The sequence below is a fragment of the Ahrensia marina genome (assembly GCF_001293565.1).
GTDB classification, from domain to species: Bacteria; Pseudomonadota; Alphaproteobacteria; order Rhizobiales; family Rhizobiaceae; genus Ahrensia; species Ahrensia marina.
In genome coordinates this window covers 28,215-53,757 of the sequence record NZ_JXMU01000027.1, presented here as the reverse complement: position 1 = coordinate 53,757, position 25,543 = coordinate 28,215, and the positions used below count along the sequence as shown (strand labels likewise).

The window sequence follows — 25,543 nt, the reverse complement described above, 5'->3', positions numbered from 1 at the left end:
CTTTTCTATATTTTTTATGACATTTTTTTTAAAGCCCCAAAAATCAGGCCGGAATCTTGTTAAACCACGCTGACATGGTTCATCTTCTTCTTGTGAGAAAACCCGCCGCGTTGACATAATTTGGGCTAGAAGGCATGAAACATACTTATATCAAATGCCGCATATTAAGTGGCCCTCATTTAAACCAAGTGGCTTTTAATTTGAGCAACCGCAACAACAATGCCTTTCAGCTTATTGGTGACGAACCGCCTATACCGGCAGGGCGTCGCCGGCGTGCGCCTGATCGCCGCGAAATATCCATGCGCTGGCTCAGCGGGACGTTTCTTACCGGCCTGACATCAACTGTTCTTATGGGCGCGGCATTGTTTGCGGCACTGGACGGCAAACAATTACTGGCCACTCCGCCGGAAGTTATCACTCAGGCAAGCGTACAAAGCAGTGCGCCGGGTAACAATGCGAAAACAGAACGTCTTGCCCGCCCGGGATTAAATGCTGCTAGCGAACCTTCAGACAGACGGCGCATGAGTGTGTCCACTGTTACCCGTGTGGGCGATGCCGATGTGATACGTACAAAACCGTTTGAGTATTTAAAGGTCGCCCTCGCCGCACCGCATAAAACGGACCAAAGCTACCCTGCCTTTAATCCGCTTTCGATTTTTGCAGAAACGTCAGAAGTCGCACAGGATAATGAAAGCCTTGGCAGTTTGATTTATGGCGCCGAGGTGGAGACTGAAGCATTAATCCGGACAACGGATTTTGTATTCAACGAGGACATGAAACAATCTTCGCTGACATTGAGCGATGCAGAGGTTGAGGAGATTGTTCGCGAAACAGCGCCGATTCTGACCGATGGCTCTGTTGAAATTGCTTCTCTCTATTATGTTGATCCGGCTCGTTTTGGTGTTCCGGATATGGCACTGGGCGCATTTGACATTCCGCAGGGTGCCAAGATTGTTCCGCAAAATGTTTCGGTGGCAGCGCCGGATACCGAATTCACACCCGAGCGCTCATTTGACGAGCAGCTGATCATCATTCGCGATACGCGCAATATTCTCGAAACCCTGGAAAATACAGGTTTTGGAAAAGCGGCCCCGATGGCAGACGCGTTAATGACACTTTTGCGCACAGAAGAGTTCAAAGAAGGCAGTGTTATCCGGCTTGGATTGCAAGGCTCCATGCTGGGCCAGGAAATCGTGCGCGCCAGTGTTTATGACGACAATGAACACAGACTGACAATCGCGCTCAACGATCAGGAGCAATATGTGCCCGCTCAAGAGCCCTTTGACGACGGCATTATGGCACTTCAGCAAAACCGGAAGAATCAATCACGGCCTGCCGTGCCAGTCGCCCGAGATTTACCAACCGCATATGACGCGATCTACCGGAGCGTTCTGGCCTACGAATTGCCCTCGGATGTGGCCGGCCAGATAGTGCGAATGGTAGCAGCCGATGTCGACTTTCAATCGAAGATCAATGCAGGCGACCAACTTGAGCTTTTCTATTCCGTGCCCGAAGAAGGTGCGACAGGAGAAGCCAAGGAAGAACTGCTTTTTGTCGAAGCCACGTTTAATGATCAGACCCGCACTTTCTACCGCTTTAGAGGCGAACAGGGCGATATCGATTATTATGATGAAGAAGGCCGCAGCGCCCGTCAGTTTTTGCTGCGCAATCCGGTACCGAACGGAAAGTTCCGCTCACCCTATGGGATGCGACGTCACCCTATCTTGAAATATTCAAGGATGCATTGGGGCGTCGACTGGTCCGCACCGCGTGGCACGCCGATCATTGCGCCTGGTAATGGCGTTGTGAAAAAAGCTGGATGGTCGAACGGCTATGGCAAGCAAACACTTATTACTCACGCCAACGGGTATGAGACCTCCTATTCGCACCAGTCGAAGTTCGCCAAAGGAATCACTCCTGGCGCGCGCGTGCGCCAGGGACAGGTCATTGGTTATATCGGAACAACCGGCCTTTCGACCGGCCCGCATCTTCACTATGAAATGCGCGTGAACAACAAGCGCGTCGACCCGATGCGGGTGCGGTTGCCAAAAGGCAAATCGTTGGACGGTGAAGAACTGGAACGCTTTATTGTTGAACGCGACCGCATCAATGATCTTCTTCAAAAGACAAGTGAAGGCAATCAGCAAATTGCTCAGGTTGCAGGGTAAAGACCTGCGCTGGAAATTTTTCCAATCTAAACAACAAATAAAAAAGCCCCGCATAAAAATGCAGGGCTTTCTAAAATTGTATGCGGCGTATCTTTAAACCGCTTTTTCCAATTCTGGCAAAACATCAAACAGATCTGCAACAAGGCCATAGTCAGCAACCTGGAAAATAGGTGCGTCTTCATCCTTATTGATCGCCACAATGATCTTGGAATCTTTCATACCGGCCAAGTGCTGGATTGCACCGGAAATACCCGCGGCAATATAAAGATCAGGCGCAACCACCTTGCCTGTTTGGCCAACCTGCCAATCATTCGGCGCATAACCGGCATCAACAGCGGCGCGCGATGCACCGACAGCAGCACCCAGTTTGTCCGCCAGCGGCAAGATTACTTCCTCGAACTTTTCAGAAGAACCAAGAGCGCGGCCACCGGAGATAATGATTTTCGCCGATGTCAGCTCCGGGCGGTCACCGCCGGAAAGTTCTGAAGACTTGTAAGTCGAAAGCGCCGGATCAGCAGCCGCGTCGATCGTTTCAACAGAAGCAGAGCCACCGGAACCGGCCGCATCAAATGAGGCCGTACGCACAGTAATAACGCGCTTTGCATCCGATGACTTAACAGTCTGAATGGCGTTACCGGCATAGATCGGGCGCTTGAATGTTTCAGCGTCGATCACTTCGGTAATTTCCGAAATCTGCATCACATCAAGAAGCGCGGCAACACGCGGCAAAATGTTTTTGCCGTTAGTGGTAGCGGCAGCAACGATCGCATCATAATTATCTGCAAGTGAAACGATCAATGCGGCTGTTGGCTCAGCGAGCATCATATTAAGTGACGCATCATCAGCCAGAAGAACTTTGGCAACACCATCCAGCTTTGCCGCTTCATCGGCAACCGCCTTCACACCATCACCCGCAACAAGCACATGAATATCGCCGCCGATCTTCTGCGCTGCGCTAAGTGCTTTTGCAGTCTGGTCGGAAAGAGCTTCGTTGTCGTGTTCTGCAATCAATAAAATAGACATTAGAAATATCCTTCCGCTTTTTAAAGTACACCGGCTTCGTTTTTGAGCTTGGACACAAGCTCTTCGACGGAACCAACGATGACACCGGCTTTGCGGCCTTCAGGCTCTTCAGTTTTGACGACAGTCAAACGCGGCGCTGTATCAACGCCGTAATCGCCGACGCTTTTTTCATCGAGCGGCTTTTTCTTCGCCTTCATGATGTTCGGCAGTGACGCATAGCGCGGCTCGTTAAGGCGCAAATCTGTTGTGATGATCGCAGGCATTTTAATTTCAATGTTCTGCAATCCGCCATCAACTTCGCGCTTCACTTTTGCGGTATCGCCGGAAATTTCAATCTCGGATGCAAATGTGCCCTGGCTCCAACCGAGCAAGGCAGCCAGCATCTGGCCGGTCTGGTTGGAATCATCATCAATGGCCTGCTTGCCCAGAATAACAAGGCCCGGATTTTCTTCTTCAACCACGCCTTTCAGAATTTTTGCAACGGCCAGCGGCTCGACAACATCATCGTGTTTGACAAGAATGGCGCGGTCCGCACCCATGGCCAACGCCGTACGCAAAGTCTCTTGCGATTGTTGCGGCCCAACGGAAACCACGACAATCTCTTCAACCTGCCCCGCCTCTTTCATACGAATCGCCTGTTCGACAGAAATCTCGTCGAATGGATTCATAGACATTTTGACATTCGCAAGCTCGACGCCTGAATCATCCGATTTAACCCGGATTTTCACATTATAATCGACAACCCGTTTTACCGGTACGAGGACTTTCATAATTTCATCTCCCGAAAGGCTTTTGCCAACCTAACGCTGCAAAGGCCAAGATTTCCATTACAATGATCTAACCGCACAGCGGCAGAACATTCTTACTTAGTGACGACATTTTACGTCGACAAAAAATCAATTTCCCGCATGCCCTTTTCCGCACCGCACCACAAGGCCACCTGTTGAAAAAAGACTATGCCAGTGCTCTCAACTTAAATGACGTTTACGTTCACGTCAATTATGTTGACGACCCCCTACCCCAGATATTTGTGTCCCGTTCTTTTGTATTTGCGACCGCAGGTTCAGTCTCAACGACTACAGCTTCCGGCGTTACCAAATTCTGGTCGAAAAGCGGCACGCCGCGGCGGCGCATGAAAACAACAAGAATTGCCCCGGCCGCAAATCCGCCAATATGCGCGCCCCAAGAAACAGCATCTTCGGGCATGGCAAAAACCATAAATATCTGAAACCCGATCCAGATAATAAGCGGAATATAAGCGGGCACGCGCAGCGGAATACGGCTGAATGCCAGAACCCAAACGCGCACCTTCGGGTGCAGGACCAGATAAGCGCCGATGATACCGGCCACAGCGCCCGACGCGCCAATCAGCGGTGCAACCGATACCTGATCCATGAAGCCGTGGGCCAAAGCGCCTGCTATAGCGCACAGAACATAGAAGATGAGAAATCTAATATGCCCGAGCGCGTCCTCAATATTATCACCGAACACCCAGAGGAACAGCATATTTCCCATCAGATGCATGAAATCGCCATGCAGGAACGAATAAGAAATGAGCGAAAGGTTTTCCGGAATATAAACGAGTTCAACCGGCAATTCTTCGAAGTCGTTCACGACAGCGGGAATGTAGCCGAAGGAAACAAATGTTGCCTGCATTGTTGCCGTATCGGTCAGAACATTGACAAACAGATAGGCAAGCACATTCAGCGCGATGAGCGTTAGCGTCACATATTGGAGTTTAATGTGCTTGAGGACATTTGCATCTTGCAATGGTATGAACATGGAGCCGCGCTCTTTTAATCGGTATGTACAAGCTTAACGGTTTTCACCTGGAACCCAAAGCAAATCGTCCGCACCATTATTATTTACAACACGGCCGGCAACAAAAAAGAAATCTGAAATCCGGTTGATGTACTTCACCGCCGCCGGATTGACATGTTCGCCGGGCTGTTCACCAAGCTCCACGATCAAACGCTCAGCGCGCCTAGCAACCGTACGTGCCATATGCAGGGCCGCCGAAGCTGGCGAACCGCCAGGCAACACGAATGAGCGAAGCGGTTTCAGGCCGCTGTTAAGCGCATCGATATCCGCCTCTATTCTCGCAACTTGAGCTTCGGTAATACGAAGCGGCTCGTAAGCAGGTGGCTCTTCGGTTTCAGGTGTCGCAAGATCAGCGCCCAGATCGAACAGATCATTTTGGATACGCGAGAGCATACGGTCCAGATCATGGTCTATTGTGGATGTGTGCAAGCGCACCATGCCGACGCAGGCATTGGTTTCATCCACTGTGCCATAGGCATTGACGCGCAAATCATACTTTAAGCGTCTTTCACCGGTGCCAAGCGCGGTTGTTCCGTCATCGCCGGTGCGCGTGTAGATTTTATTCAGAACAACCATGATGAAGGACCTCTATCTCTTAACTTGCCTGACGAGCAAAATACACAACGATAACGATTGCAACCACCGCCACAAATTGAAGGAATACGCGCAGTTGCATCATCTTGTTTGAGAAGTTTGCATCACCGCCTTTTAACATGTTGCGCAAACCGGCAAGCAGCACAATAAATACAGCAATCATCAAAACGACGATTATATAAAAACTTGTTCCAGACATCACTTTCTCTCTTCAAATATGATGCCCAACCAGCACCATTGGTTCTACTACTTCACATAGGCTCTGTTAAACTAAGACCAGCGATTTATGGTCTGATAAAATAGCCGTGACGGAAGCAGTCTTTTGAGCATACCTGCTATATAGGTCTCGCGGGTCACAAAATATTGGGGGCGCGGCGATTTGTCGTTTAAGGCTCTTTTCAGTTTCACATAGACCGGCTCTGCGCCTTTACCTGAAGCATCAGGTGTTCCGCCGGCTTCAAGTTTGGCAATGCGCGCCTTATACGCATTTTCATGCCGCGAGTTTTCAACATCAATAAATTTCTTCAAGTATGGCAAAGCATTGATCGCGATTTTGGATGGGATCGGGCCGGTTTGAATGAGCGAAACATGGACATCCGAATTTTGCAGTTCGGTGTGCATGGTACCATAAAGCCCCTCCAGTGCATATTTTGATGCGTTGTACGCACCGCGTAAACTCATCGGGCAAAAACCGAGTATGGACGAGTGCTGAACAATCCGGCCATGACCCTGCGCACGCATGTGACCAACCGCAAGAAGTGTCATTTCATGAACAGCGAAGAAATTAACCTCGAATTGCTCGCGCAGCGCTTCAATCGGCAAATCTTCAACAGCGCCTGCTTGGCTGTAACCTGCATTGTTAAATATTGCGTCCAGCTTCCCGCCGGTTGCTTCAAGCGCAGCATCAAAACAGGCTTTGATTGATTCAGAATTTCTACATTCCAGATAAAATGTTTCGTAGCCATCCGCTTTAAGCCGCTCGATATCGACTTGTTTTCTGGCTGTTACAAGCACCTGCCATCCGTCTTCCCGCAGCCTTTTGGCGCAATGTGCGCCAATGCCCGATGAGCAGCCGGTGACTAGAATTACTTTGGATTTTTCCACCATTTCAGGAGCCATTTGTCATTTCAAGTTTGCTAAAGCCAATTTGTGCAATATCTGAAATGGTAAGAAACACAAACAGCAGGCGCATCTAAACCTTTTATGAAGTCATCAATCATCAAAATAAAACGCATTGTAGTTGATGCTGTTAAAAACTTTAACGACAGCGATGGCTGGGCACTGGCAAGTCACGTCGCCCTGTCGACAATCCTCGCATTATTTCCGTTTCTTATCTTTGCAACCGCGCTCGCGACCTTTCTTGGTGCGGATCAGTTTTCGGAGACCGCTATAGAACTGATATTCGACACGTGGCCCGCATCCATTGCCGAGCCGCTTGCTAAAGAAGTTCACAATGTCCTTACCGTGCAGCGCGGCGGCTTGCTGACCTTGTCTGCGATCGCAGCGGCGTTCTTTGCATCAAATGGCGTCGAGGCGCTGCGCGTCGCACTAAACCGAGCGTACCGTGTCACTGAAACACGCAATTATTTCCTCCTGCGCCTGCAAAGCATTTCCATGGTTCTGGCAGCAACCGTAGGAATGTTGATCATTAGTTTCCTCCTGATCCTTGCGCCGCTTCTGGTAACGTTTGCAGAAGAGCTAGTCGGCTTTTTACCTTGGACAAAGCAGGTCAGCCTCCCCAGCGGCTTTCTAAGATTTGGTGTCGTGTTATTGTTGATTATGACGGGCGTGACCATTGCGCATAAGTGGCTTCCCAACAGGAAAAGACGCATAAAGTCTCTTGCACCGGGCATTATATTTACAATGATAACATGGACTTTGGCCGGTTATTCATTTGCCCTGTATCTCGACAGTTTTGCCAATTATGCCTCAACCTATGCCGGTCTGGCATCGATTATGATCGCGCTCGTTTTTCTCTATATTCTGGCAGCAATCTTCATCTTTGGCGGCCAGATCAATGCGGCAACGCTTTATCTGAAAAACCATCCACCCCGACCAAAACATCAACGAAACGGGTAAAATGCCGAATGCTTTATTAGGCCGTGTTTAAAGAAAACATGAGATAATTTTGCAAAGTGAGGATTTATCTCATGCTCAATAATCTCGATACTCAAACACTTCTTGTCGTTGGCCTTGCTGTTGCAATTGCCGCATTTTTCGTTGGTTCTGCCATGAACGCTGTGCTTGAAAGCACAGGGTTCGGTACGGTCGGCAATATGATGATTCTTATTGCCGGTGCCTTTTTGGGCTTTTACTTGGGTGACAGTTTTACAAGTTTCACCCGTGATACGGCCTTTATCGCAATTTCCGGCATATCCGGCGGGTTTTTCTTCTTAGCCGCGCTCGCAACCTTAAAGGTAACGCTCAACAAATTCGGCTTCTAACCGCCCGTCAGACCGACAAGCGCGCGGATATCATCAGGCGTTGCGCCGCCCGCGCGCAGACTTGCCAAGCTTGTATCATCTCGGCTCTTTGAAAGCTTGCGCCCGTTATCATCACATATCAAAGAATGGTGGTAATATGCTGGTTGAGGCAGGCCAAGCAGTTCTTGAAGCAGCCGTTGAACAGATGTCGCCTCATATATATCTTTGCCGCGCACAATATGTGTGACGCCTTGTATCGCATCATCAATCACAACAGCCAAATTATAACTGGCAGGCGCATCACGCCGCACCAGAATGATATCACTCCACTTAGCCGGTTCGGCCATCACATTTGTCACCTTTGAAAAGTGGTTGTCAGATGCCTCTTGCCAGAACAAATTTCGACCCACTTTGCGCAAAGCCGCGTCAATATCCAGCCGCACAGTATAGCTATCGCCATCATGCGCATTCTGCTCCTCATGTTGACGGCCCGGAAAATGCGGCGCGCCGTCAGGATCACGGGGCCATAGACACCCTTTGGCCTCATAAGCTTCAACAATGCGCTTGATGTCGGACCGCGTCAGATAAGAACGATAAACGATCCCTTCTGCCTCAAGTTTACCCATCGCGGATTGATAGTCCGCAAAATGATCGGATTGCCGGCGCACCGGCTCTTCCCATTTAATACCCAGCCATTGCAGATCATCAAAAATGGCCTGTTCGAACTCCGGTCTTGCCCGCGTAAGATCTGTATCTTCAATACGAAGAAGAAAGCGCCCGCCCAAAGCTTTGGCTGTATCGAAATTCAATAGCGCTGAATAAGCATGGCCCAGATGCAATAAGCCGTTGGGGCTCGGTGCAAACCGGAAAACGGGTGGTGATGTTTTTAAAGCCATGCAAAGTTCCTTCACCGCAATGCCTATCGGCTTTTCAACTCAATGTGCAAGATCGCAATAATAAGGCCCTGATAATTATGACAATGAATACGATTGAAAATGAAAAGGGCATTCAAACAGGGCTTTCGGCTTTGGCTGGCTGTTGTCCGGTTCTAAGATCGGTAATTGCACAAACACCGGATGTCCCCCTCAGACGCACGACTCCGGGCTTTGCAAGCCTCGCCTCCATTATTATTTCGCAGCAGGTTTCCAAACAAAGTGCCGAAGCCATTTTCGGCCGTATGCAGGAGCTTGTGGTACCGTTGACCGCTGAGCGCTATCTCGAGCTTGGGGAAGAGGTCTGGATAAAGATCGGCCTGTCGCGTCCCAAACAGCGCACATTTCTAGCCTTATGCCAATCGATAGAACGCGGCGAAATCACACTGGATGAATTGTCCGCCATGACAGCGGCAGACGCGATGGAAAAGCTTGTCGCAATAAAAGGGATTGGTCCGTGGACCGCCGAAGTCTATTTGCTGTTTGCTGTTGGCCACCGCGATATTTTGCCCGCCGGCGATCTGGCTTTGCAGCAAGCCGCAGCCGATGCTTACGGGCTTGAGCAGCGCCCCACTGACAAAGAGCTGCGTGCCATGGCCGAATCATGGGCACCCTGGCGCGGTGTTGCCGCCCGGCTTTTATGGGCCTTTTACGCCGTTAAAAAAGGCAGGGCTGCAATGCCTTAACGTGAGAAAACACGTATATCCATTACAAAACAATGACTTAGACTATTTTCAGCCCTAAAAACCAAACGCTTCACATTCCTGTCATAACCCGCTTAGTATAAGCTGTGTAAAGAACGGAAAACGATGAGGGTCGAAAATTGACAATCGCGGTTAAGCCGGAGGCATTGCCCGCTTTGGTGCTCAATGCAGATTTTAGGCCGCTGAGTTATTATCCGCTGTCTATTTGGTCATGGCAGGAAGCCATTAAAGCCGTTTTTCTGGATCGCGTGAACATTGTCGCCGAATATGAACATGCGGTACATTCACCATCCTCATCCATGAAACTGCCAAGCGTTATAAGCCTGAAAGACTATGTGAAGCCCGCGCTTTATCCAGCCTTTACCCGCTTTAACGTTTTTCTACGCGATGAATTTCAATGCCAATATTGCGGAAGCCCGAATGATCTGACTTTTGATCATCTCATACCGCGCCGCTTTGGCGGGCAAACGACTTGGCAGAACATCATTACCGCCTGCTCGCCATGCAATTTGCGCAAAGGCGGTCGGATGCCATCAAAAACAGACATGCATCCACGCACGATGCCCTATCAGCCGACGGTTCATAATCTGCACAATAATGGCCGGAAGTTTCCGCCCAACTATCTGCATGAGAGCTGGATGGATTATCTTTATTGGGATGTCGAACTGGAGCCCTAAAAGCTTTTATCAGCCATTATTTTTGGCAAAGGCTGCTTTAAACGCGACAAGCGCCAAAACAAAGCTTGCGATCACGTTCCATCCGGCAAAGGAAAGACCGAGAAAGCGCCCTGCGGCTTCGTCGCAACTTGGCGGCTTCTGCACGTCAATTGCGCCTAGCAAATCACTTGCGTCAGTCGTCAGACCGCTCGTCGAACTTGTGCTGCAATCAAGCGGTCCCGGCCACCAGCCCCATTCAACCCCGCTGTGAAAAACGCCCAGATACAGGCTGTAGGCCATCAGCAACCCGACAATGATTAGGGCGATACGGGAAATAACACCCGGCCATTTCATAATAGCCGCAACAAGGCCGATAAGTGCAATCGGCACACCGACATAATAGGGGATGCGCTGTTCAAGACACAGCTTGCACGGAATGTAACCGCCAATACGCTCAAATCCAATGGCAGTGCCCACCACGGCGGCCATGGCAGCGGCCATAAATGCGCTTCCTATAACCTGCGCACGTCCTACACTTTCTTTCAGCATTCAAAAAGCTCCGTTTCAGCCCGTGTCATTTCAGCGAATAAGCAACCAGTCAATAACAAAATATACGAGTGCAGGCCCGCCAATCACCAACAGCGCAACCCAGATCAGGCCACCCACAATACCCAGCCCGACGAAAACACCATCGCGTTCAATCAAACCTGCGGCTGCCACCGCCACCGCGATGCCGGGCACCGTATTGGTCAATGGCAACGGAACCAGAATAGACGCACATGGAATAAGCAGCAACGCGCCAACAAGACGCATGCCGCGCGGACTGGTCATCGAAATCAGACGTGCATGGGCAAGCCGTTCAAGCCACCCTGCATAGCGCCGCGTATTGGCCACCAGTTTTAAAAAGGATTGAACCGGCAGTTTTCGCTTTCGAAGCGTTTCAGGCAACCAAGGCGAACGGCGGCCGCTGGCCATTTGATAAACCAGCACAAGCATCGGCAAAGCCACAAGCTGCGGCAACCCGTAAACAAATGGCAGTCCGCACGGCAGAGCCAGAAGCAAAAGCAATAGCCCGAAAGCACGCTCTTCCATGCCATCGCTTAGATCACCAAGTGAAATATGCGCCGCGTGACCGCCTTCAGGCAAAGCGCTTTTGGAAAGCAGAACATGTTCGATTTTATCGAACGCGCCGCGCGGTTCGCTCTGTGTGTACATGGTGATCCTCTATCATCGTTATGCCGAATATGGCGTGCTCATACAGCACAAACAATAATACTGCGTTGACAGCGCACAAACCTGTTACGGAAATCCGGTTTAATGCTTGACGTGCAAACATGTCAGGCGTAGGAAGCGCGCTGTCAATGCCGATTTATGTGCCCCTCTGGTGGAATTGGTAGACGCGCGGGATTCAAAATCCCGTTCCTTCGGGAGTGCCGGTTCGATTCCGGCGGGGGGCACCATTCATCGTAATTTCTGTTAATTTTTCAATGCAATAAAGACAAGGGCGCTGGGAAAGCCACCCATCAGTCCACCTTTGCAACTCCGTTCATAAGTCTGGTTTAGTAAATGTATAGGCTAAACAAGTCGAATTAACCCGGGTTCATTGTTAAGGGCAGTAGCGACAGAGGGACTTGAACCCCCAACACGCGGATTATGATTGAGTCTAAATGGCGCTATGTCTAGGCGCAAATTATCTCAATTGGTCTGCAAAGTGTTTGAAATTCATGGAGTTGAAAGAGCCATTTTTCTGCATAGTGTTTTATGTGGGCGCAATGCAGATCAATCATTTGAGAACCCATATGACACCCGGCGAGGTTTCATAAACAAGTTGCCTGTTAAATGAGGCATCAATGAAAATCCCTACTTTTGGGGATGATGCGTACATTGCGCGGGTGGCGGCCCTGATTGACGACGGCAGGTTTGCGCGGCTTGTGGCATTCATTGACAAGAACCGGTAGACCGCGCCGGTCATCCTGCGGGTTTTTGACTTCATCGGCGTTGGACAACGGGATAATGTCCGCATTCTTCGCTTTCCCAAAACCCGACGCGCCGGGATTGCGGCGGGATTTGTCGTCAAAATTCGCCACATCGCTCTCTGCCGTTTCGCCCCGCGCTGCCATGCGTGATAGTTTCCGGTGTGCGGACGTTGTTTCCGGAAGTGGTGATTTCACGTGGTCGGCATTGGCGAACTGCAACTCGAACTCATCATCTGACAGCGTATCAAGATCATGGGTGCGGTCGATCAATTCATGGGCAACCACATGGATGACATCGCCTTCACGCTGCACTTGTCCGCGCACGGCCATCAGACGCGCAGCCATGATTGTGCGTCGGTATTTTGTCATCAGTTTTGACCAGCAGACAATGTTGACGGTGCCGGTTTCATCTTCCAGCGTGATGAAGACTACACCTTTGGCCGTTGCCGGTTTCTGGCGCACGAGAACAACACCTGCGACTGTCACCCATGTTCGGTCGCGTGTCTGGAATAGCTCTTTTGCAAGAACTGTGCGTTTGGGTTTGCGCCATGCATGCTTCGGGTCATTGCTTTTGATGCCGCGCCTATAAATGGGCCTCAGTAACTGCATGGGATGGGCTTTGAGCGACAGGCGGTGTGTCTGGTAGTCGGCCACAACATGCTCACGCAATGGCATTTGTGGCAACTGCACGCTCGGGTCTTCACCCAGAGAGGTTGTATCCGCCGCATCAAACAACGGCATCTGATCATCACTGCCCATACCACGCACAGCCCACAACGCCTCGCGGCGGTCCAGACCCATTGAGCGCATGGCATCGGCAGAGGCCAGCCTTTCAAGATTGGCGATGGTCAAGCCAGTCAAACGCCGTGCTTCATCCGGTGATGAAAGATGGCATTTGCGGCGAATAGTAAATGCGGTCATCACATCTTCTGACAGGCCGGACACCTGCCTGAAGCCGAGACGCACGGCATAGCGCCCGTCCTCGCACTCGCTTTCCAGCGTGTTGTCCCAATAGCTGTGATTGATGTCGATAGGTAAAATCTCAACGCTGTGTTCGCGCGCATCACGCACGATCTGCGCAGGGGCATAAAAGCCCATGGGTTGCGAATTCAATAGCGCGGCACAAAACACGTCGGGGAAATAGTGCTTTATCCAGCAGGATACATAGACAAGTTGCGCAAAGCTGGCCGCATGACTTTCAGGAAAGCCGTAGGAACCGAAGCCTTTGATCTGCTCAAAACAGTTGTCGGCAAAGATAGGATCGTAGCCACGGGCAATCATCCGGCTGACCATCTTTTCTTGTAACAGATGGATGGTGCCGACATTGCGGAAGGTTGCCATCGCACGGCGCAGCTTGTTGGCTTCTTCCGGTGAAAACTCAGCTGCATCAATGGCGATCTGCATGGCCTGTTCCTGAAAAAGCGGCACGCCTAATGTGCGGTTTAATATGTTGTAGAGCTCATCTTTGCGTTCGGGCTTATTCTTTGGATACGGATAGACAACCGGCTCAATACCATCGCGGCGCTTCAAATAGGGATGAACCATATCGCCCTGAATGGGTCCGGGGCGCACAATCGCCACTTCAATCACAAGATCATAAAAGTTTTTTGGTTTCAGACGCGGCAGCATGTTCATTTGTGCCCGGCTTTCGATCTGGAACACGCCAAGCGTATCGGCGCGTTGTATCATCTCATAAACCTGATCGTCCTCCTGTTTAATGGTCGCCAAATTGTAGGTCAGGCCATAGTGTTGTTTGATCTCCGCAAAAGATTTGGCGATGCAGGTGAGCATTCCGAGCGCCAGCACATCGACTTTCAAAATGCCGAGTTCGTCAATGTCATCTTTGTCCCATTCGATGAATGTGCGCTCGTCCATCGCCGCATTGCCGATAGGCACGAGTTCTTCAAGCGGGTCTTCGGTCAGCACAAAGCCACCGACATGCTGTGAAAGATGACGCGGAAAACCGAGCAATTGCTGTGTCAGATTCATGGTGGCTTGCAGAAGCGGGTCGGCAATATCCAGACCGGCCTCACGTATCTGGTCTTCGGGTATGTCCTTGCCCCATGACCCCCAAACGGTAGACGCCAGCGCGCTGGTCACATCCTCGGATAGCCCCATGACCTTGCCGACTTCGCGCACCGCTGAGCGGGGACGATAGGTAATAACGGTGGCGGCTATGGCAGCACGCGCACGCCCATAACGTTCATAGACATATTGGATGACTTCCTCACGGCGCTCATGCTCGAAATCGACATCAATGTCGGGCGGCTCTTTTCGCTCCTTGGACAAGAAACGCTCAAACAGAAGCGAGGATTGCATCGGGTCAACGGCGGTCACACCAAGATAGTAGCAAACGGCAGAATTGGCAGCGGAGCCACGCCCCTGACATAAAATGTCCTGATCTTTGGCCCAAGCGACAATGTCATGGACGGTCAGGAAATAATGGGCGTATTTGAGTTCATCAATCAACGCCAATTCCTTATCGATCAGCTTTTGCACCTTGTCCGGCACAGAGCCAGAAAAGCGCGCTGATAGTCCATCGGCAACCAAGTCCTCCAGATGTTGCTGCGCCGTCTTGCCGGGTGGCACCGGTTCGTTGGGATAGTTGTATTTGAGTTCATCCATAGAGAACTTGCAGAGCGCGACGATCTCCTGCGTTGCCACTAACGCTTCGGGATAGTCCTTAAAGAGCCGAGCCATTTCCTGCGGTGTTTTCAGATGACGCTCGGCATTGGCTTCCAGTAAAAACCCGGCCTCATGAATTTTTCTGCCTTCGCGGATACAAGTGACAACATCCTGCAATTCGCGGCGCTCGGTCGCGTGATACAGGGGCGCGTTGGTCGCAACCAGTGGGACATCACATGCTTTGCCAAAGGCGGCAATGGCACGCATACGTTTGCGGTCATCACCATGGAACAACCAGTGCATGGCTAGCCAGATGCCTGCCGGTTTGGCCGCGTTAAGCTGACCCACCATGGTTGTCAGATCGTCATATCGTGCATCAAAGTCATCAGGCGGCGGAACGATCAAAATCTGGCCCTTGGCACAGCCTGCAAGATCGGAGAGTTCAATATGGCATTCGCCTTTGGGTGCAGACCTCTTGCCGTCGGACAATAGTTTGCATAGCCGCCCATAGGCCGCACGATCGGTCGGATACACAAGACAAGACAGGCCATCGGCCAAGTCGATGCGGCTACCGACCAGCAGTTGAATGCCCTCTTTCTTAGCCTGAGAATGCGCACGTACCATTCCCGCCAATGTGTTACTGTCAGCTATGCCAATGGCTGTGTGTCCCAAGGCTTTGGCTTGAATAACCATCTCACCGGGATGCGATGCGCCGCGCAGAAACGAAAAATTGGTCATACACTGCAATTCGGCATAGGCGGGCGCATTCGATGCCGATTTTGGCACAGATATTGTGTCGGATCGTTTAAAGGCAATGGGTGGATTTTCGGGCGGTCTACTCATAGCTAAAAAAGCCCATGCACAAACCAGTTGATGGTGCGCACCATCTCATCACCGTCTTCGGTTGGCTCGTCCTTTATTGAGCGGAACAGCCAGTATCGAAGCCCATCTGCGTCTTCGACATCGTAATAATCACGAAATGCCGCGCTCCGCTTGGTCTTGAAATTGTCCTTCCACCATTCCGGCAAAATGCGTTCCGGCCCGCGTGATCGCACAACTTTGCGAAGTCGCTTGCGCCAGACGAACTGCATCGGCGGGCTGTCTGGCAATTCTGCCGTCACTTGCGCCGGTTCCGGTCTTATGAATAGACGCAAAGGGCGTAGCGCCCAGTTGGGTTGCACAGATTTCCACGCATCCCAATCCGCAATGATGTTGACCGGCGCCTGTCTTTGGGCGCGCTCCGGCACATAGCTTTCATTTGGGACCAAGCGCACAACACTGTCCTGCGCTGATTGGTTCGTCACAACATCAGCAAAACCGGCCAGTGATGAAGTGGCAAGGGCTGCATTGTCCGGTGCCTCCATATCGGGCTGCACTTCTGAAACCGGGCTGACCAGCAAGCCTTCCAACACAAAAAGATCAATGCCAAACCCGCAATCTATCCGCTCATATTTGTCCTTGAAGAGACGTTTGATGTTTTCAGGCTTGTTGGCAGGTGCGGACAGACGAGCTGACACGGAACTCATACCGCCATCGGCGCGGTATCCTGTAAGTCGAAACCGTCTTGCACTCATGCCAGCAGTGCGCAATTGCTCGCAAAGCGACGGCAGCAGTTCATCCAGCGCAATTTCCACAGCGCCGGTTTCCAAAGCCAAAGCCGGACATTGCTTTGTGGCACGAAAAGCCTGTGGTTCGGTGATGTAATCAAGCGGCTCGGTAATGCTGCCTGTCAGCTGGTCAAGTCGCCACTGCACCGCTTGTGTCAATCCAGTGATCTTGGTTTTGGTCTCAGATTTCTTGGAAGCGCGAAACCGGCGTTCCAACGCGGACCGTGGCAGGCAGCGCACGTCTCCAATCAACTTCAAGCCCAATCGTTTGAGAAGCGTGACGGTTTCATCATTCAGCCGCAGGGCTTCAACCGGCAAATTGTCGAGGCTATTCGGGTTGTGTTGTCGTGGCAGAATATGAACATCATCTGCACCATACGAAACAAGCGCAAGCGCAGCACCCACCGTATCGGCAAAAGCAAGACGACAGGTAAAACCCATCGCAGAAAATCGACTTTGAATATCGTGCGCCATCGCCACTTCACCGCCGAACAAATGCGCACAGCCGGTTATATTCAGCACAAAACCGTCTTCGCCCTGCAAGGCAACGCTTGGGCTATAGCGCAGCATCCACAGGCCAAGGCGATTATGCAAAAGCCGGTCGGCGACCACATCATGATTTCTGACTTGCAGATCAGGCAGCATGGCGCGCGCATCATTGAGCTTCATGTCGGTCCACAGACCTTCAGCAAGACCGTCTGGCCCAAGCGCAGAGATGCGCGTTCCCTTGGCACCATGTGTAACAAGAACAAGCGGACCTTTGTTTGTTTCTTCTTTTTTCGTATTGGTGTTTTCATCCCACCAAGGCTTTTGGCGGTTCGCGGTTTGGCGCTGAACTTTCAAAAAGCGCTCGACTGGAAAAAACGGAAGCCTCACTAAAAGAAAGCGTCTGGTCATCCCATACAATCCTCCATGGGTAGTTGGTTTTTTTGTTTTGTGTAACGTTTTGATCGTCCAGCGCAGGCATGGTTCTGCCGTAGCGCACTCGTGGCAATGCAACAGCCCAAGTCGGTAAGCCCGGTCCGTAAGGGTCACGCGGGTCTTCCACGCCATGCTGCGGGGCGACCTGCCAGCGGGTTAGAGCGGAAGAGCCATTGCTGGCATGGCTATCTGTTGTCATGGACAGACACGGCGTTTGATGTGTTTTGCAAAGCAGCGACAGACGGCGCGAACCGGTAAAGCACGGCCTCGGCCCTTCTCCAATAACAGCGCCGACACCATCAGTCTTGAGCGCCTCTTCCATCGCAAAAGGCAAGGATTTGTCTTTGGTGACCTTGGCAAAAATGATCTGCGCCGGAGAAACAGCAAAACGTGACAAGCCGAACGCATAAGGGTGCCCATAATCGCCGATCTGACTGGCTGTGATGCACCAGATAATAGGTTTGTCTGTTTGCAACCGAGATAAAAGCCCGAAAACAAAACCGGTCAAACAGGGCATGTCACTCGTTTTGAGCGGTGCAATCTCATGGAGCCCTGATTGCGAGAGGCCGAATGAGGGCAAAAATTCGTCAATTCGCTCGATACCCAGCTTCCAAGGCGTCTGTTGCTGCGAACTGTCTTGGGTGCTTTCCAGATCATTCGCGCAGGCAACACTGAGCGACGACTTACGCCGCCTCTCATTCATGCCACCGGCCAGATAAAGCTGTTTGAAAGAACTGGAACTCATCTCATCTCCGTAATCGGAATGTGATTATGTTCTTATTTTGTTCTCATTGCGAGTCTTTTATTGAAAATGGGAAATGGGTCTGCCGTATTGCAAAAAATCCTAAACTCGGACCAAAGAATTCTTTTCACCTTGCCCCAAACCATACCCTGACACGCGGATGTTGGGTGTCTTATTACGGGTGCATGAAAAAGACACTCACAACCAAATTAATCGAAGCGTTAAAGTTTGCAGCAATCAAGCTGCTATGAGGTTCGTGATGCCAAGGTGCAAGGCTTGCATGTCAGAGTTTCGACTTCTGGCACCAAGATTTTCTATGTGTTTGTTCGTCAGGACGCGAAAAGACATCGGTTAAAATCAAACCTAACCCAGCCCCAGCACGAATGCGTCTTTCGCCTGAAAGCAAATGATAGCAGCAAATTGAGAAAAGCTAAAGACTGTCTGGGGCTATCCCTGACACATCTTCTGTGGCTGTCTTATCGATTGGCATGTCCAACCAGAAGGAGACAACCCACGACCATAGAAATCATCACGCTGAAGCAGCTTTGCAAAGAACTGAAAATCGATCCACGCGAGGCGAGGGAAAAGCTACGCGCAACCGGCCCCAATAATTCGCGCTCATATGATAGGCGGTTTAGAACATGGTTGATCCACCGGCTCAGATTGTCACTTTGATGACGTTACGCGCTGATTTAATCGCCGCTTCTCTTGCCTTTTCTGGTGACATTTCACCGGCGTTGACCGCATTAAACAACTTATAGCCGCCATATTGAGTCCAGCCTAACACAAAATTTATTGCCTCATCGGTTCGCGCTGTTGCGCCAAACATCAAGAAACTTATGCGCAAAGTTTAACCGGCGTTGCAGGTCGCGCAATTCTGTTAAAAGCGCTTTAATGCGCCCTGCTCGAACCTTTGGGCTATTCTTGCGGTTCGCATGACGCTCAACACCTTCAGCACTATAAAGCCAATATCCAACGGCCTTTTGTGCCTTCGCCGCCTTATTGTCATTATTGGTCATGCGGTCATGATCTTTACGCGCCTTGCTTTCAGAATGTTGACCGGACAAGATCGGTTGACCATAGGCAAAGCGTTCCGAAATAATTTGCGCGGCCTTACGAAACGCGCTTGCCTCATTTTCTCTTTTCGATGCCTGCGCATCCTGTTTCCCGTCAGCGCCTAATGGACAGAGTTGGCTTTCAGTTTCACTGACGCCAAGCGTTACTTCCTGTCGGAAGCCAGTGTCTACCGGCTATTGAAGACTCACGACCTCATCACCAGCCCCGCCTTTGTGGTGATCAAGGCTGCTGATGAGTATCAAGACAAGACCACAGCGCCCAATCAACTGTGGCAGACGGACTTCACCTATCTCAAGGTCATTGGCTGGGAATGGTTCTATCTGTCAACCATCTTGGACGACTACAGCCGCTACGTCATCGCATGGAAGTTGTGCACCACGATGCAGGCCAGTGATGTCACAGACATTCTACAACTCGTCTTGCAGGCCTCCGGCTGTGTCAGGTCAATGTCCGTCACCGACCAAGACTACTGTCGGATAATGGCTCCAGTTACATTGCCACCGAACTAGCTGAATGGCTCGACGACAACGGCATGGATCATGTTCGTGGCGCACCCTACCATCCACAAACCTAGGGCAAGATCGAGAGATGGCATCAAACCCTCAAGAACCGTATCCTGCTGGAAAACTAATTCCTCTCCGGCGATCTGAAAGGCCAGATCGTCAGGTTCATCGGCTATTGCAATCATAAGCGGTACCATGAAAGCCTGCAGAACCTAACCCCCGCCGATGTCTGCTTCGGACGCGGCGACGAAATCCTGCAACAACGTGAAAGGATCAAACAAAACACGATCAACGAACGCCGCTTGCAATACCGTAAGCAAGCCGCTTAAACTCAACAAACAGATAAGCCAGATACTCGCTTAACCTAAGCTGTAATCTGTTCAGAAATCTCTGACGACGGACAGGTTCGTATTATACACTTCCGGTTACTGATTTCCCAGTCTGATTATCGAGCAACGTCTAAATTTAATAACCAAGACGTTGTTGATGAAGCAATCAACCTTGTAGCAGCCGTCTGCGGAAATAATAATTGTATCTCATTATCAAATGTTTCGTTCATCAAAAACAAAAGACAAAATATTGGCTGAGCTTAGCGGAAAACAGCCAGATTTCTTTGATCGACTTAGGACTGTACAACAACACAACTAGAAAACGGTAAAAATGCATAAGGCTTTGTCGAACATCCCCAATCAGATTTTGCATTATGCTACTGGTGCTCTAGCGCAAGCAAGCCATCACGCAGTTTTTTTGGTCCGGGAAATACACATTAGGGATTTATGTCTGTCGTTAATAGTGCACACGCGGGAGAACTTTACCTAAAAGCAGTAATTGCAAAAGTGCAACCATTATTGATTTTCAAAGATTTTTTTAACCTAAGTGACAAAAATGAATAAATGAGCTTTGAAGATTTAGTAAGAAAAGGCAGGACGCATGACTTCGACAAGCTACCCAAAGTTATGTGGGCTGCAACGGGTGAAACTATTCCTTGCCCTGATATTTATCAACCGATGAAAGAGACAAGAAACTCAATTCAGCATTTTTGTGCGGCTGAAGATGATCAAAGTTTTATATGGCTGTCACTGCAGTTTATTTATTCTGTTCTAGATCCGCTTATTCAAAAACACTTCGGCCTTTATGCAATCAATTTTCAAGAGGATCACGACATTGGATATGACTACGTAGTCGGGTGTCTTTTACGTCGTGAAATAAAATTTTTAATGCCTCCGGACTTCGAGATCCATGAGATTGATCCACACGAAGAATTGAAAAATGCATCACCAGCGTATGCTGAATGGTACGTTGCATCAATTAAGGCTTTGACGTGATCCAATTTATCCCATCTAAATCACTGAGCAATTTTTATGTTCAACCAATCGATCCCGGTTTTATTTATGTTATCCAGCATACTGAAATGCTAAAAATTGGAAGATCCATCAACCCTAGAAAACGCATAAAAGAAGCAAAGACTTGGATACCTGATATGAGGATTATTGGGATCAAGCCATTTTGGAATCATCGAGAAAAAGAAAATTCTATTCATATTGGTTTGGCCCAATTCTGGAAACAAAGTGAATGGTATGATTTCGGGAACGATGAGTTCTTTGAATATTTTTTGGATGAATTTCGTGCATTAGACGATCAAGACATAAATTCTAACTCTATAAACTTCACTTATATGATGAATGGTACAGGCATGTCTGAATTCACACTTGAGCAAAGTCGAGAGAGGATTGTTAAATCCCGTTTTCTACGGAAAAACAGCCAAACCAGCATAAAGCGAGTGATTAGATGCCTGACGAAATTCCGTTATTGGCAGTCAAAGATAATTAGGTATGAATAAATCATACTTTCTGATATATTGGATATTGAAAGGATGATTTTATGGATAAAAGAACTATCAGTTTGCCCGATGAACACGCCACCTATATTGACCAGAAAGTGAATTCTGGCGATTACGCATCTGTAAGCGAAGTTGTCCGTGCAGGACTTCGGGCGTTGCAAGAACGTGACCGCGCCGTTGAAAACTGGCTACACCAACAGGTTGCGCCTGCCTATGATGCGATGATGCAAGACCCATCACGTGGCATTCCTGCCAAATCCGTGTTTGATGAAATCCGCGCCCATCATAATGAAAAAGCCGAAGGCAGCGCGTGATACAACGAACTGTTGAATTTTCGCCCGAAGCCCGAGGCGACCTGTTTGCGCTTTATAATTGGATAAGCGACAAAGCCAGTCCTGCCATTGCAATGGGGTATATTGAACGCATTGAGACCTATTGCGAGGACTTTGACTTTGCATCGAAGCGTGGTCAATCACGCGATGATATCCGTTCAGGTTTGCGCATCGTTGGATTTGAAAAACGACTGACAATTGCATTTATCGTGTCAGATAGCATCATTACAATTTTGCGCATTTTCTATGGCGGTCAAAATTGGGAAGATGCGTTTGATTAAGCAATGAGTGCTTCCAGAGTAATTTTACAAACTCGGCCCGCGATAGCGGGTTTGTTCGCGTTGCCGCTCCATTGCCTGCATGCGCTCTGACTGCTGCGCCATCCGCATCGTTTGCAATATCTCCCGCGCCAGTAGTCTGCGGTCCTGTGCATGTTTGCGGCGCAGCTTCTCAATTTGGATTTGAAGCTTACGCCGCTCAACCATCTGCGCTTTGACCAGATCATCGCGTTGCTGCTGATCGCGCTTGGCGGCGTCCCACGCTTCGCGCTCGTTTTGTGTTTTGACTTTGGATGATTGGCCTGTGACCTTATCCCAAAGACCACGCAGCCCTTTGTTCAATCGCAGGGATCGTTCTGCGGCTTCGCGTTTCTCGCGTGCTTGTTGACCAGACTTGAGTTTGGTTCGCTCATCGCGGTGCGCGCTCACCATTGCTTGACGCTGTTGATTGAGTGGCTCAAAATCCTGTTGGCGTTTGCGATCCACATCATCAATAAAGCCATGCAGCTTATCGTTTACTTTGGATTGAATGCGCTTGCGTGTGTCATCCACGCCATCGAGTTGTTCTGGTGTGCCGAGCTTGGCTTTGACCTCTTTTGTTTTAACACCGACCATCCGCGCGACAGAAAACACTTCGCCCTCAATGTTGAGCGCTACAAAGCCACGTCGATCACCCTTGGCTAGAAAGTAGCCCCGTTCTTCCAGCGCATTCTGAAAGGCTTTGACACTATCGGATTGCTGCCATGCTTCGATAAAGCTTCGTTTGATCTCACGCGGATCAAGTTTAAGCCGTTTGGCTTGTTGCCATTCTGCCAAAGTAAAGTTGAGCGGTGACCGGCCACCATCACAGCGCAGCCCATCGGGCAAATCCCAACCATGCTCTAAATAGAGTTCACGCGATAAACTCATCAATCGGTTTTTAAAGTGCGGCAGATTGATTGCTGTCATGGTATTGGCATCAATGCGTGACCAAACAACATGGGCGTGTCGCCGCCCCACTTTTTCATGAAAGACGATGGCCCGTGGTTGATTATCCAAGCCGACTGCTCTTTCTGCCCGCTCAATGGCATCCAATAAATCTTGCTCGCTTGCATTTTGATCCTTGGGCGGATTGAAGCTCAGCGAGAACATATATTGCTGACACTTTGTGCCTTTGGAGATCGCATGCGCTTCGGCCAATGCCTCATGTAAATTACGTCCAACGAATCCACGTAGCTCATAGAGTGTTACATGATCATTGTCTTTGTCATTCATCAAATGTTCGGACAGGTTCTTTGCACCGCTGCGCTGTGAGCCTTTCAAGATCATGACGTGTCACCGTCAACACGAGCAGCATCAGCAAACAAGTCCGATACGGATTGAGGCAACTCTTTATCATCAGGCATTTGAAAGCCCACCGCCCGCATTAATAGCAAGCGCATCACCATGATATCTTCACAGGCTTGTTCAATCGCCTTTGGCACATCATCATCAATATAGAGCGTACCGCTCTTTGAAGCATGAGAGAGCTGCTGCATGCTTTCGCCAAGACGCGATTGTCCAAGACAGGCCAACACTCGTCCTAGCGCCGCATGATCTTTGACAGGCGCACGCGCACCGCGCTGCCTGCGATCATCATGATCGGCAAACAAAGCGGCTTTGATATATGTGCCAAGCGCCATCTCACCAGCGCGGCGTTCAAGCTCGGCGCGTTAAGCATCACTCAAACGTATGGCAAAAGGCTTAGTTTTTAAGGGCAAACGCCGCTCATGGTTTTGGCCCTCGCAAGTCTTGAGGTGTCACACCAGCGTTTGACAAAACAGTTTTCCAGTCTTCTAAAATTTCAATAAGTTCGTTCGATGTGTCGCTGTCCAAGCGCACCAATATTTCTATTTCCACCAATTTAAACTGATTACTACCGCTCTTTTATTCCGCCTAGGGTAGATCCCGTGAATAAATCAACGGCATCATCTCAATAAAAAATTAGCGCGAATGACAGGTGCTTATGGCCGCGATAAAAACAATTAGGAAGCTACCAGATCGCAGCTTCTTGTGCAGAAGCCTTCGAACCTCAAAATTGAGAGAAGGTTGTTCAAATTGTTGGCGCTGGCTTTGTAACTTTATGGGCTAGCGGCGTTGGTTTGATTGCAACACTGCCGACTGCAAATGCATAATAAATGCCCGCGTGCAAAAAACGCGACCGTCAAGGCCGCGTTCATTGCGTTTGGTATTCTCAGAAACCGCCCTGAGATTATCCGTTATATTCAGGCTGCGCTTCAAGCTCTTCCTGGGAAGCATCAAGATAGACACGCACATCGCCGCCTTCGGCATTGCGGATAATGCGTAGCTCATCCATTGAGACTGCGACGCGGTGTTCGCCAATTCCCAAAAAGCCACCAACATCCAAGATCGCTTGCTTAAGTTCCTTACTATCACCCATGATGAGCTTATCGATTTCACCGATATCTTCATCATTAACGCCATAAATGCGTGCGCCTGTAAGGTCTTCGGTCGTTAGCTCATCGACGCGAGCAGTTTCGTAACCTTCACGCTCAATGTTAGGCGCTACAAATGGCGTGCCAGGTCGTTCTTCAACCACTGCAGTTTCTTGGGTTGCAACCGGCTCTTCAGTTTTCATCTCAGAATTAGCGGCCATTTTCTCCTGCTCAGCAGGTTTTTGCTCAACGGATTCTGCAGTTTGCTCCATTGCGGCATCGTCGTTGCTGTTGGCTTCCGCCATTTCGCTTTCAGATAGACGAGAATATTCCGGCGCTTCCGTCAACTGTTGCTTAGTAGTATTTACAACAATGAAAAAGTCATCTTCATCATCTTTCTCTGCAACAAGTTTCAAGCTGTCCATATTGACAGCCACATCCTTTTCACCAAGACCAATAAAACCGCCAACACCCAAAATTACTGCTTTAACCTGTCCATCAGTTCCCAGAATAACATCGTTTACTTCGCCGATATCGTCCCATTCTGTTTCCGCGCCAGCTTCAATGCGTGTTTCGGCAGTCAGTGAATCATAATCTTTTTCTGCAGAGTATACGCGCATACCGATGAAGTTAGATGCATAAATATCGCCGCTTTGCTCGGCTTCATACATCGAAAAGCTTCCTGTCTGGCTCTCTGCGAATGCTGCTGTTGAAAGCATCAAGCTTGCTGCCGTTGCTGCAATAATCTTTTTCATTGTTATTTCTCCCTTCAGATTGGTTGAAGTGTTTTTTGGCGGCCCCAGTCATGGACCTGCTATCCAACTGCTTAACGAGCAACGTCCCAGTTGGTTCCAACGATATCTAAAATTGCGAGGATGCCGGGTTCGAGCGACTCGGTATTGATCGC

25 protein-coding genes, 1 tRNA gene and 2 pseudogenes are annotated in these 25,543 nt (G+C 49.8%); 11 read left to right on the top strand and 17 right to left on the bottom strand.

Features of this window, described 5'->3' with window-relative positions:
- Window positions 1-134 precede the first annotated feature (134 nt).
- Window positions 135-2,168, top strand: coding sequence for a M23 family metallopeptidase (locus tag SU32_RS15075; RefSeq protein ID WP_082376814.1), 2,034 nt, complete (start codon window positions 135-137; stop codon window positions 2,166-2,168).
- Between the two features lie 93 nt (window positions 2,169-2,261).
- On the opposite strand, the gene SU32_RS15070 is transcribed toward SU32_RS15075, so the two are convergent.
- From SU32_RS15070 to SU32_RS15045, 6 genes are all read right to left on the bottom strand, one after another.
- Entirely contained in the window at window positions 2,262-3,191 is a 930-nt protein-coding gene (locus SU32_RS15070) for an electron transfer flavoprotein subunit alpha/FixB family protein (protein ID WP_054000204.1), read from the bottom strand.
- A gap of 20 nt (window positions 3,192-3,211) precedes the next feature.
- On the bottom strand, window positions 3,212-3,961 hold the full coding sequence (locus SU32_RS15065; RefSeq protein ID WP_054000203.1) for an electron transfer flavoprotein subunit beta/FixA family protein: 750 nt from the start codon (window positions 3,959-3,961) through the stop codon (window positions 3,212-3,214).
- Between the two features lie 229 nt (window positions 3,962-4,190).
- On the bottom strand, window positions 4,191-4,973 hold the full coding sequence (locus SU32_RS15060; protein ID WP_054000202.1) for a rhomboid family intramembrane serine protease: 783 nt from the start codon (window positions 4,971-4,973) through the stop codon (window positions 4,191-4,193).
- A gap of 33 nt (window positions 4,974-5,006) precedes the next feature.
- Window positions 5,007-5,588, bottom strand: a complete 582-nt coding sequence (locus tag SU32_RS15055; protein WP_054000201.1) for a cob(I)yrinic acid a,c-diamide adenosyltransferase — start codon at window positions 5,586-5,588, stop codon at window positions 5,007-5,009.
- Between the two features lie 19 nt (window positions 5,589-5,607).
- On the bottom strand, window positions 5,608-5,805 hold the full coding sequence (locus tag SU32_RS15050) for a twin transmembrane helix small protein (protein WP_054000200.1): 198 nt from the start codon (window positions 5,803-5,805) through the stop codon (window positions 5,608-5,610).
- 71 nt (window positions 5,806-5,876) lie between these two features.
- Entirely contained in the window at window positions 5,877-6,725 is an 849-nt protein-coding gene (locus tag SU32_RS15045) for an SDR family NAD(P)-dependent oxidoreductase (protein ID WP_211097788.1), read from the bottom strand.
- Between the two features lie 84 nt (window positions 6,726-6,809).
- On the opposite strand from SU32_RS15045, the gene SU32_RS15040 reads away from it, so the two are divergent.
- The gene (locus tag SU32_RS15040; protein ID WP_054000199.1) at window positions 6,810-7,685 is read left to right on the top strand and encodes a YihY/virulence factor BrkB family protein; all 876 of its coding nucleotides are present in this window, start codon (window positions 6,810-6,812) and stop codon (window positions 7,683-7,685) included.
- Window positions 7,686-7,756: 71 nt separating this feature from the next.
- Window positions 7,757-8,050: a hypothetical protein gene (locus SU32_RS15035; protein ID WP_054000198.1), complete on the top strand. Its 294-nt coding sequence runs from the start codon at window positions 7,757-7,759 to the stop codon at window positions 8,048-8,050.
- On the opposite strand, the gene gluQRS is transcribed toward SU32_RS15035, so the two are convergent.
- Window positions 8,047-8,925: a tRNA glutamyl-Q(34) synthetase GluQRS gene (gluQRS, locus tag SU32_RS15030; RefSeq protein ID WP_054000197.1), complete on the bottom strand. Its 879-nt coding sequence runs from the start codon at window positions 8,923-8,925 to the stop codon at window positions 8,047-8,049. The two genes, SU32_RS15035 and gluQRS, sit on opposite strands and share 4 nt — an antisense overlap.
- 83 nt (window positions 8,926-9,008) lie before the next feature.
- Between gluQRS and SU32_RS15025 the strand changes: the two genes are divergently transcribed.
- Both SU32_RS15025 and SU32_RS15020 read left to right on the top strand, forming a co-directional pair.
- On the top strand, window positions 9,009-9,647 hold the full coding sequence (locus SU32_RS15025) for a DNA-3-methyladenine glycosylase family protein (protein ID WP_054000208.1): 639 nt from the start codon (window positions 9,009-9,011) through the stop codon (window positions 9,645-9,647).
- A gap of 137 nt (window positions 9,648-9,784) precedes the next feature.
- Window positions 9,785-10,342: an HNH endonuclease gene (locus SU32_RS15020; protein ID WP_054000196.1), complete on the top strand. Its 558-nt coding sequence runs from the start codon at window positions 9,785-9,787 to the stop codon at window positions 10,340-10,342.
- Between the two features lie 9 nt (window positions 10,343-10,351).
- On the opposite strand, the gene SU32_RS15015 is transcribed toward SU32_RS15020, so the two are convergent.
- Window positions 10,352-10,870, bottom strand: coding sequence for a disulfide bond formation protein B (locus SU32_RS15015; protein ID WP_054000195.1), 519 nt, complete (start codon window positions 10,868-10,870; stop codon window positions 10,352-10,354).
- 30 nt (window positions 10,871-10,900) lie between these two features.
- Complete coding sequence (locus tag SU32_RS15010; protein ID WP_054000194.1) at window positions 10,901-11,536, bottom strand: exopolysaccharide biosynthesis protein; 636 nt, start codon at window positions 11,534-11,536, stop codon at window positions 10,901-10,903.
- 160 nt (window positions 11,537-11,696) lie between these two features.
- Here SU32_RS15010 and SU32_RS15005 point away from each other — a divergent pair.
- Window positions 11,697-11,781, top strand: a tRNA-Leu gene (locus SU32_RS15005).
- A gap of 387 nt (window positions 11,782-12,168) precedes the next feature.
- Here the strand turns inward: SU32_RS15005 and SU32_RS15000 are convergent.
- The 5 genes and pseudogenes from SU32_RS15000 to SU32_RS14985 all read right to left on the bottom strand — a co-directional run.
- Window positions 12,169-15,765 (bottom strand): error-prone DNA polymerase, encoded by a 3,597-nt coding sequence (locus tag SU32_RS15000; RefSeq protein ID WP_082376812.1) that lies wholly within the window; start codon window positions 15,763-15,765, stop codon window positions 12,169-12,171.
- A gap of 2 nt (window positions 15,766-15,767) precedes the next feature.
- Window positions 15,768-17,426: a Y-family DNA polymerase gene (locus SU32_RS14995; protein WP_160316316.1), complete on the bottom strand. Its 1,659-nt coding sequence runs from the start codon at window positions 17,424-17,426 to the stop codon at window positions 15,768-15,770.
- The gene (locus SU32_RS17335; RefSeq protein WP_054000192.1) at window positions 17,323-18,195 is read right to left on the bottom strand and encodes an ImuA family protein; all 873 of its coding nucleotides are present in this window, start codon (window positions 18,193-18,195) and stop codon (window positions 17,323-17,325) included. The genes SU32_RS14995 and SU32_RS17335 overlap by 104 nt, the downstream gene beginning before the upstream one ends.
- 655 nt (window positions 18,196-18,850) lie before the next feature.
- Window positions 18,851-18,979, bottom strand: coding sequence for a hypothetical protein (locus SU32_RS17610; protein ID WP_281175898.1), 129 nt, complete (start codon window positions 18,977-18,979; stop codon window positions 18,851-18,853).
- A gap of 13 nt (window positions 18,980-18,992) precedes the next feature.
- Window positions 18,993-19,337, bottom strand: a pseudogene (locus tag SU32_RS14985) (DUF3560 domain-containing protein); the annotation flags it as partial.
- A gap of 42 nt (window positions 19,338-19,379) precedes the next feature.
- On the opposite strand from SU32_RS14985, the pseudogene SU32_RS14980 reads away from it, so the two are divergent.
- From SU32_RS14980 to SU32_RS14960, 5 genes and pseudogenes are all read left to right on the top strand, one after another.
- Window positions 19,380-20,101 (top strand): annotated as a pseudogene (locus SU32_RS14980) (transposase); the annotation flags it as partial.
- A gap of 564 nt (window positions 20,102-20,665) precedes the next feature.
- Entirely contained in the window at window positions 20,666-21,097 is a 432-nt protein-coding gene (locus SU32_RS17555; protein WP_201454972.1) for a hypothetical protein, read from the top strand.
- Window positions 21,094-21,612 (top strand): GIY-YIG nuclease family protein, encoded by a 519-nt coding sequence (locus SU32_RS14970; RefSeq protein WP_054000190.1) that lies wholly within the window; start codon window positions 21,094-21,096, stop codon window positions 21,610-21,612. Before SU32_RS17555 ends, SU32_RS14970 begins: the two co-directional genes overlap by 4 nt.
- A gap of 41 nt (window positions 21,613-21,653) precedes the next feature.
- Window positions 21,654-21,926, top strand: a complete 273-nt coding sequence (locus tag SU32_RS14965) for a type II toxin-antitoxin system ParD family antitoxin (RefSeq protein ID WP_054000189.1) — start codon at window positions 21,654-21,656, stop codon at window positions 21,924-21,926.
- Entirely contained in the window at window positions 21,923-22,225 is a 303-nt protein-coding gene (locus tag SU32_RS14960) for a type II toxin-antitoxin system RelE/ParE family toxin (protein WP_054000188.1), read from the top strand. The genes SU32_RS14965 and SU32_RS14960 overlap by 4 nt, the downstream gene beginning before the upstream one ends.
- 24 nt (window positions 22,226-22,249) lie before the next feature.
- Here SU32_RS14960 and SU32_RS14955 read toward each other — a convergent pair whose 3' ends face one another.
- The 3 genes from SU32_RS14955 to SU32_RS14945 form a co-directional block, all read right to left on the bottom strand.
- On the bottom strand, window positions 22,250-23,530 hold the full coding sequence (locus SU32_RS14955; RefSeq protein WP_054000187.1) for a relaxase/mobilization nuclease domain-containing protein: 1,281 nt from the start codon (window positions 23,528-23,530) through the stop codon (window positions 22,250-22,252).
- Entirely contained in the window at window positions 23,527-23,883 is a 357-nt protein-coding gene (locus SU32_RS14950; RefSeq protein WP_054000186.1) for a hypothetical protein, read from the bottom strand. The genes SU32_RS14955 and SU32_RS14950 overlap by 4 nt, the downstream gene beginning before the upstream one ends.
- A 569-nt stretch (window positions 23,884-24,452) precedes the next feature.
- The gene (locus tag SU32_RS14945) at window positions 24,453-25,391 is read right to left on the bottom strand and encodes a PRC-barrel domain-containing protein (RefSeq protein ID WP_054000185.1); all 939 of its coding nucleotides are present in this window, start codon (window positions 25,389-25,391) and stop codon (window positions 24,453-24,455) included.
- Window positions 25,392-25,543: the final 152 nt, after the last annotated feature.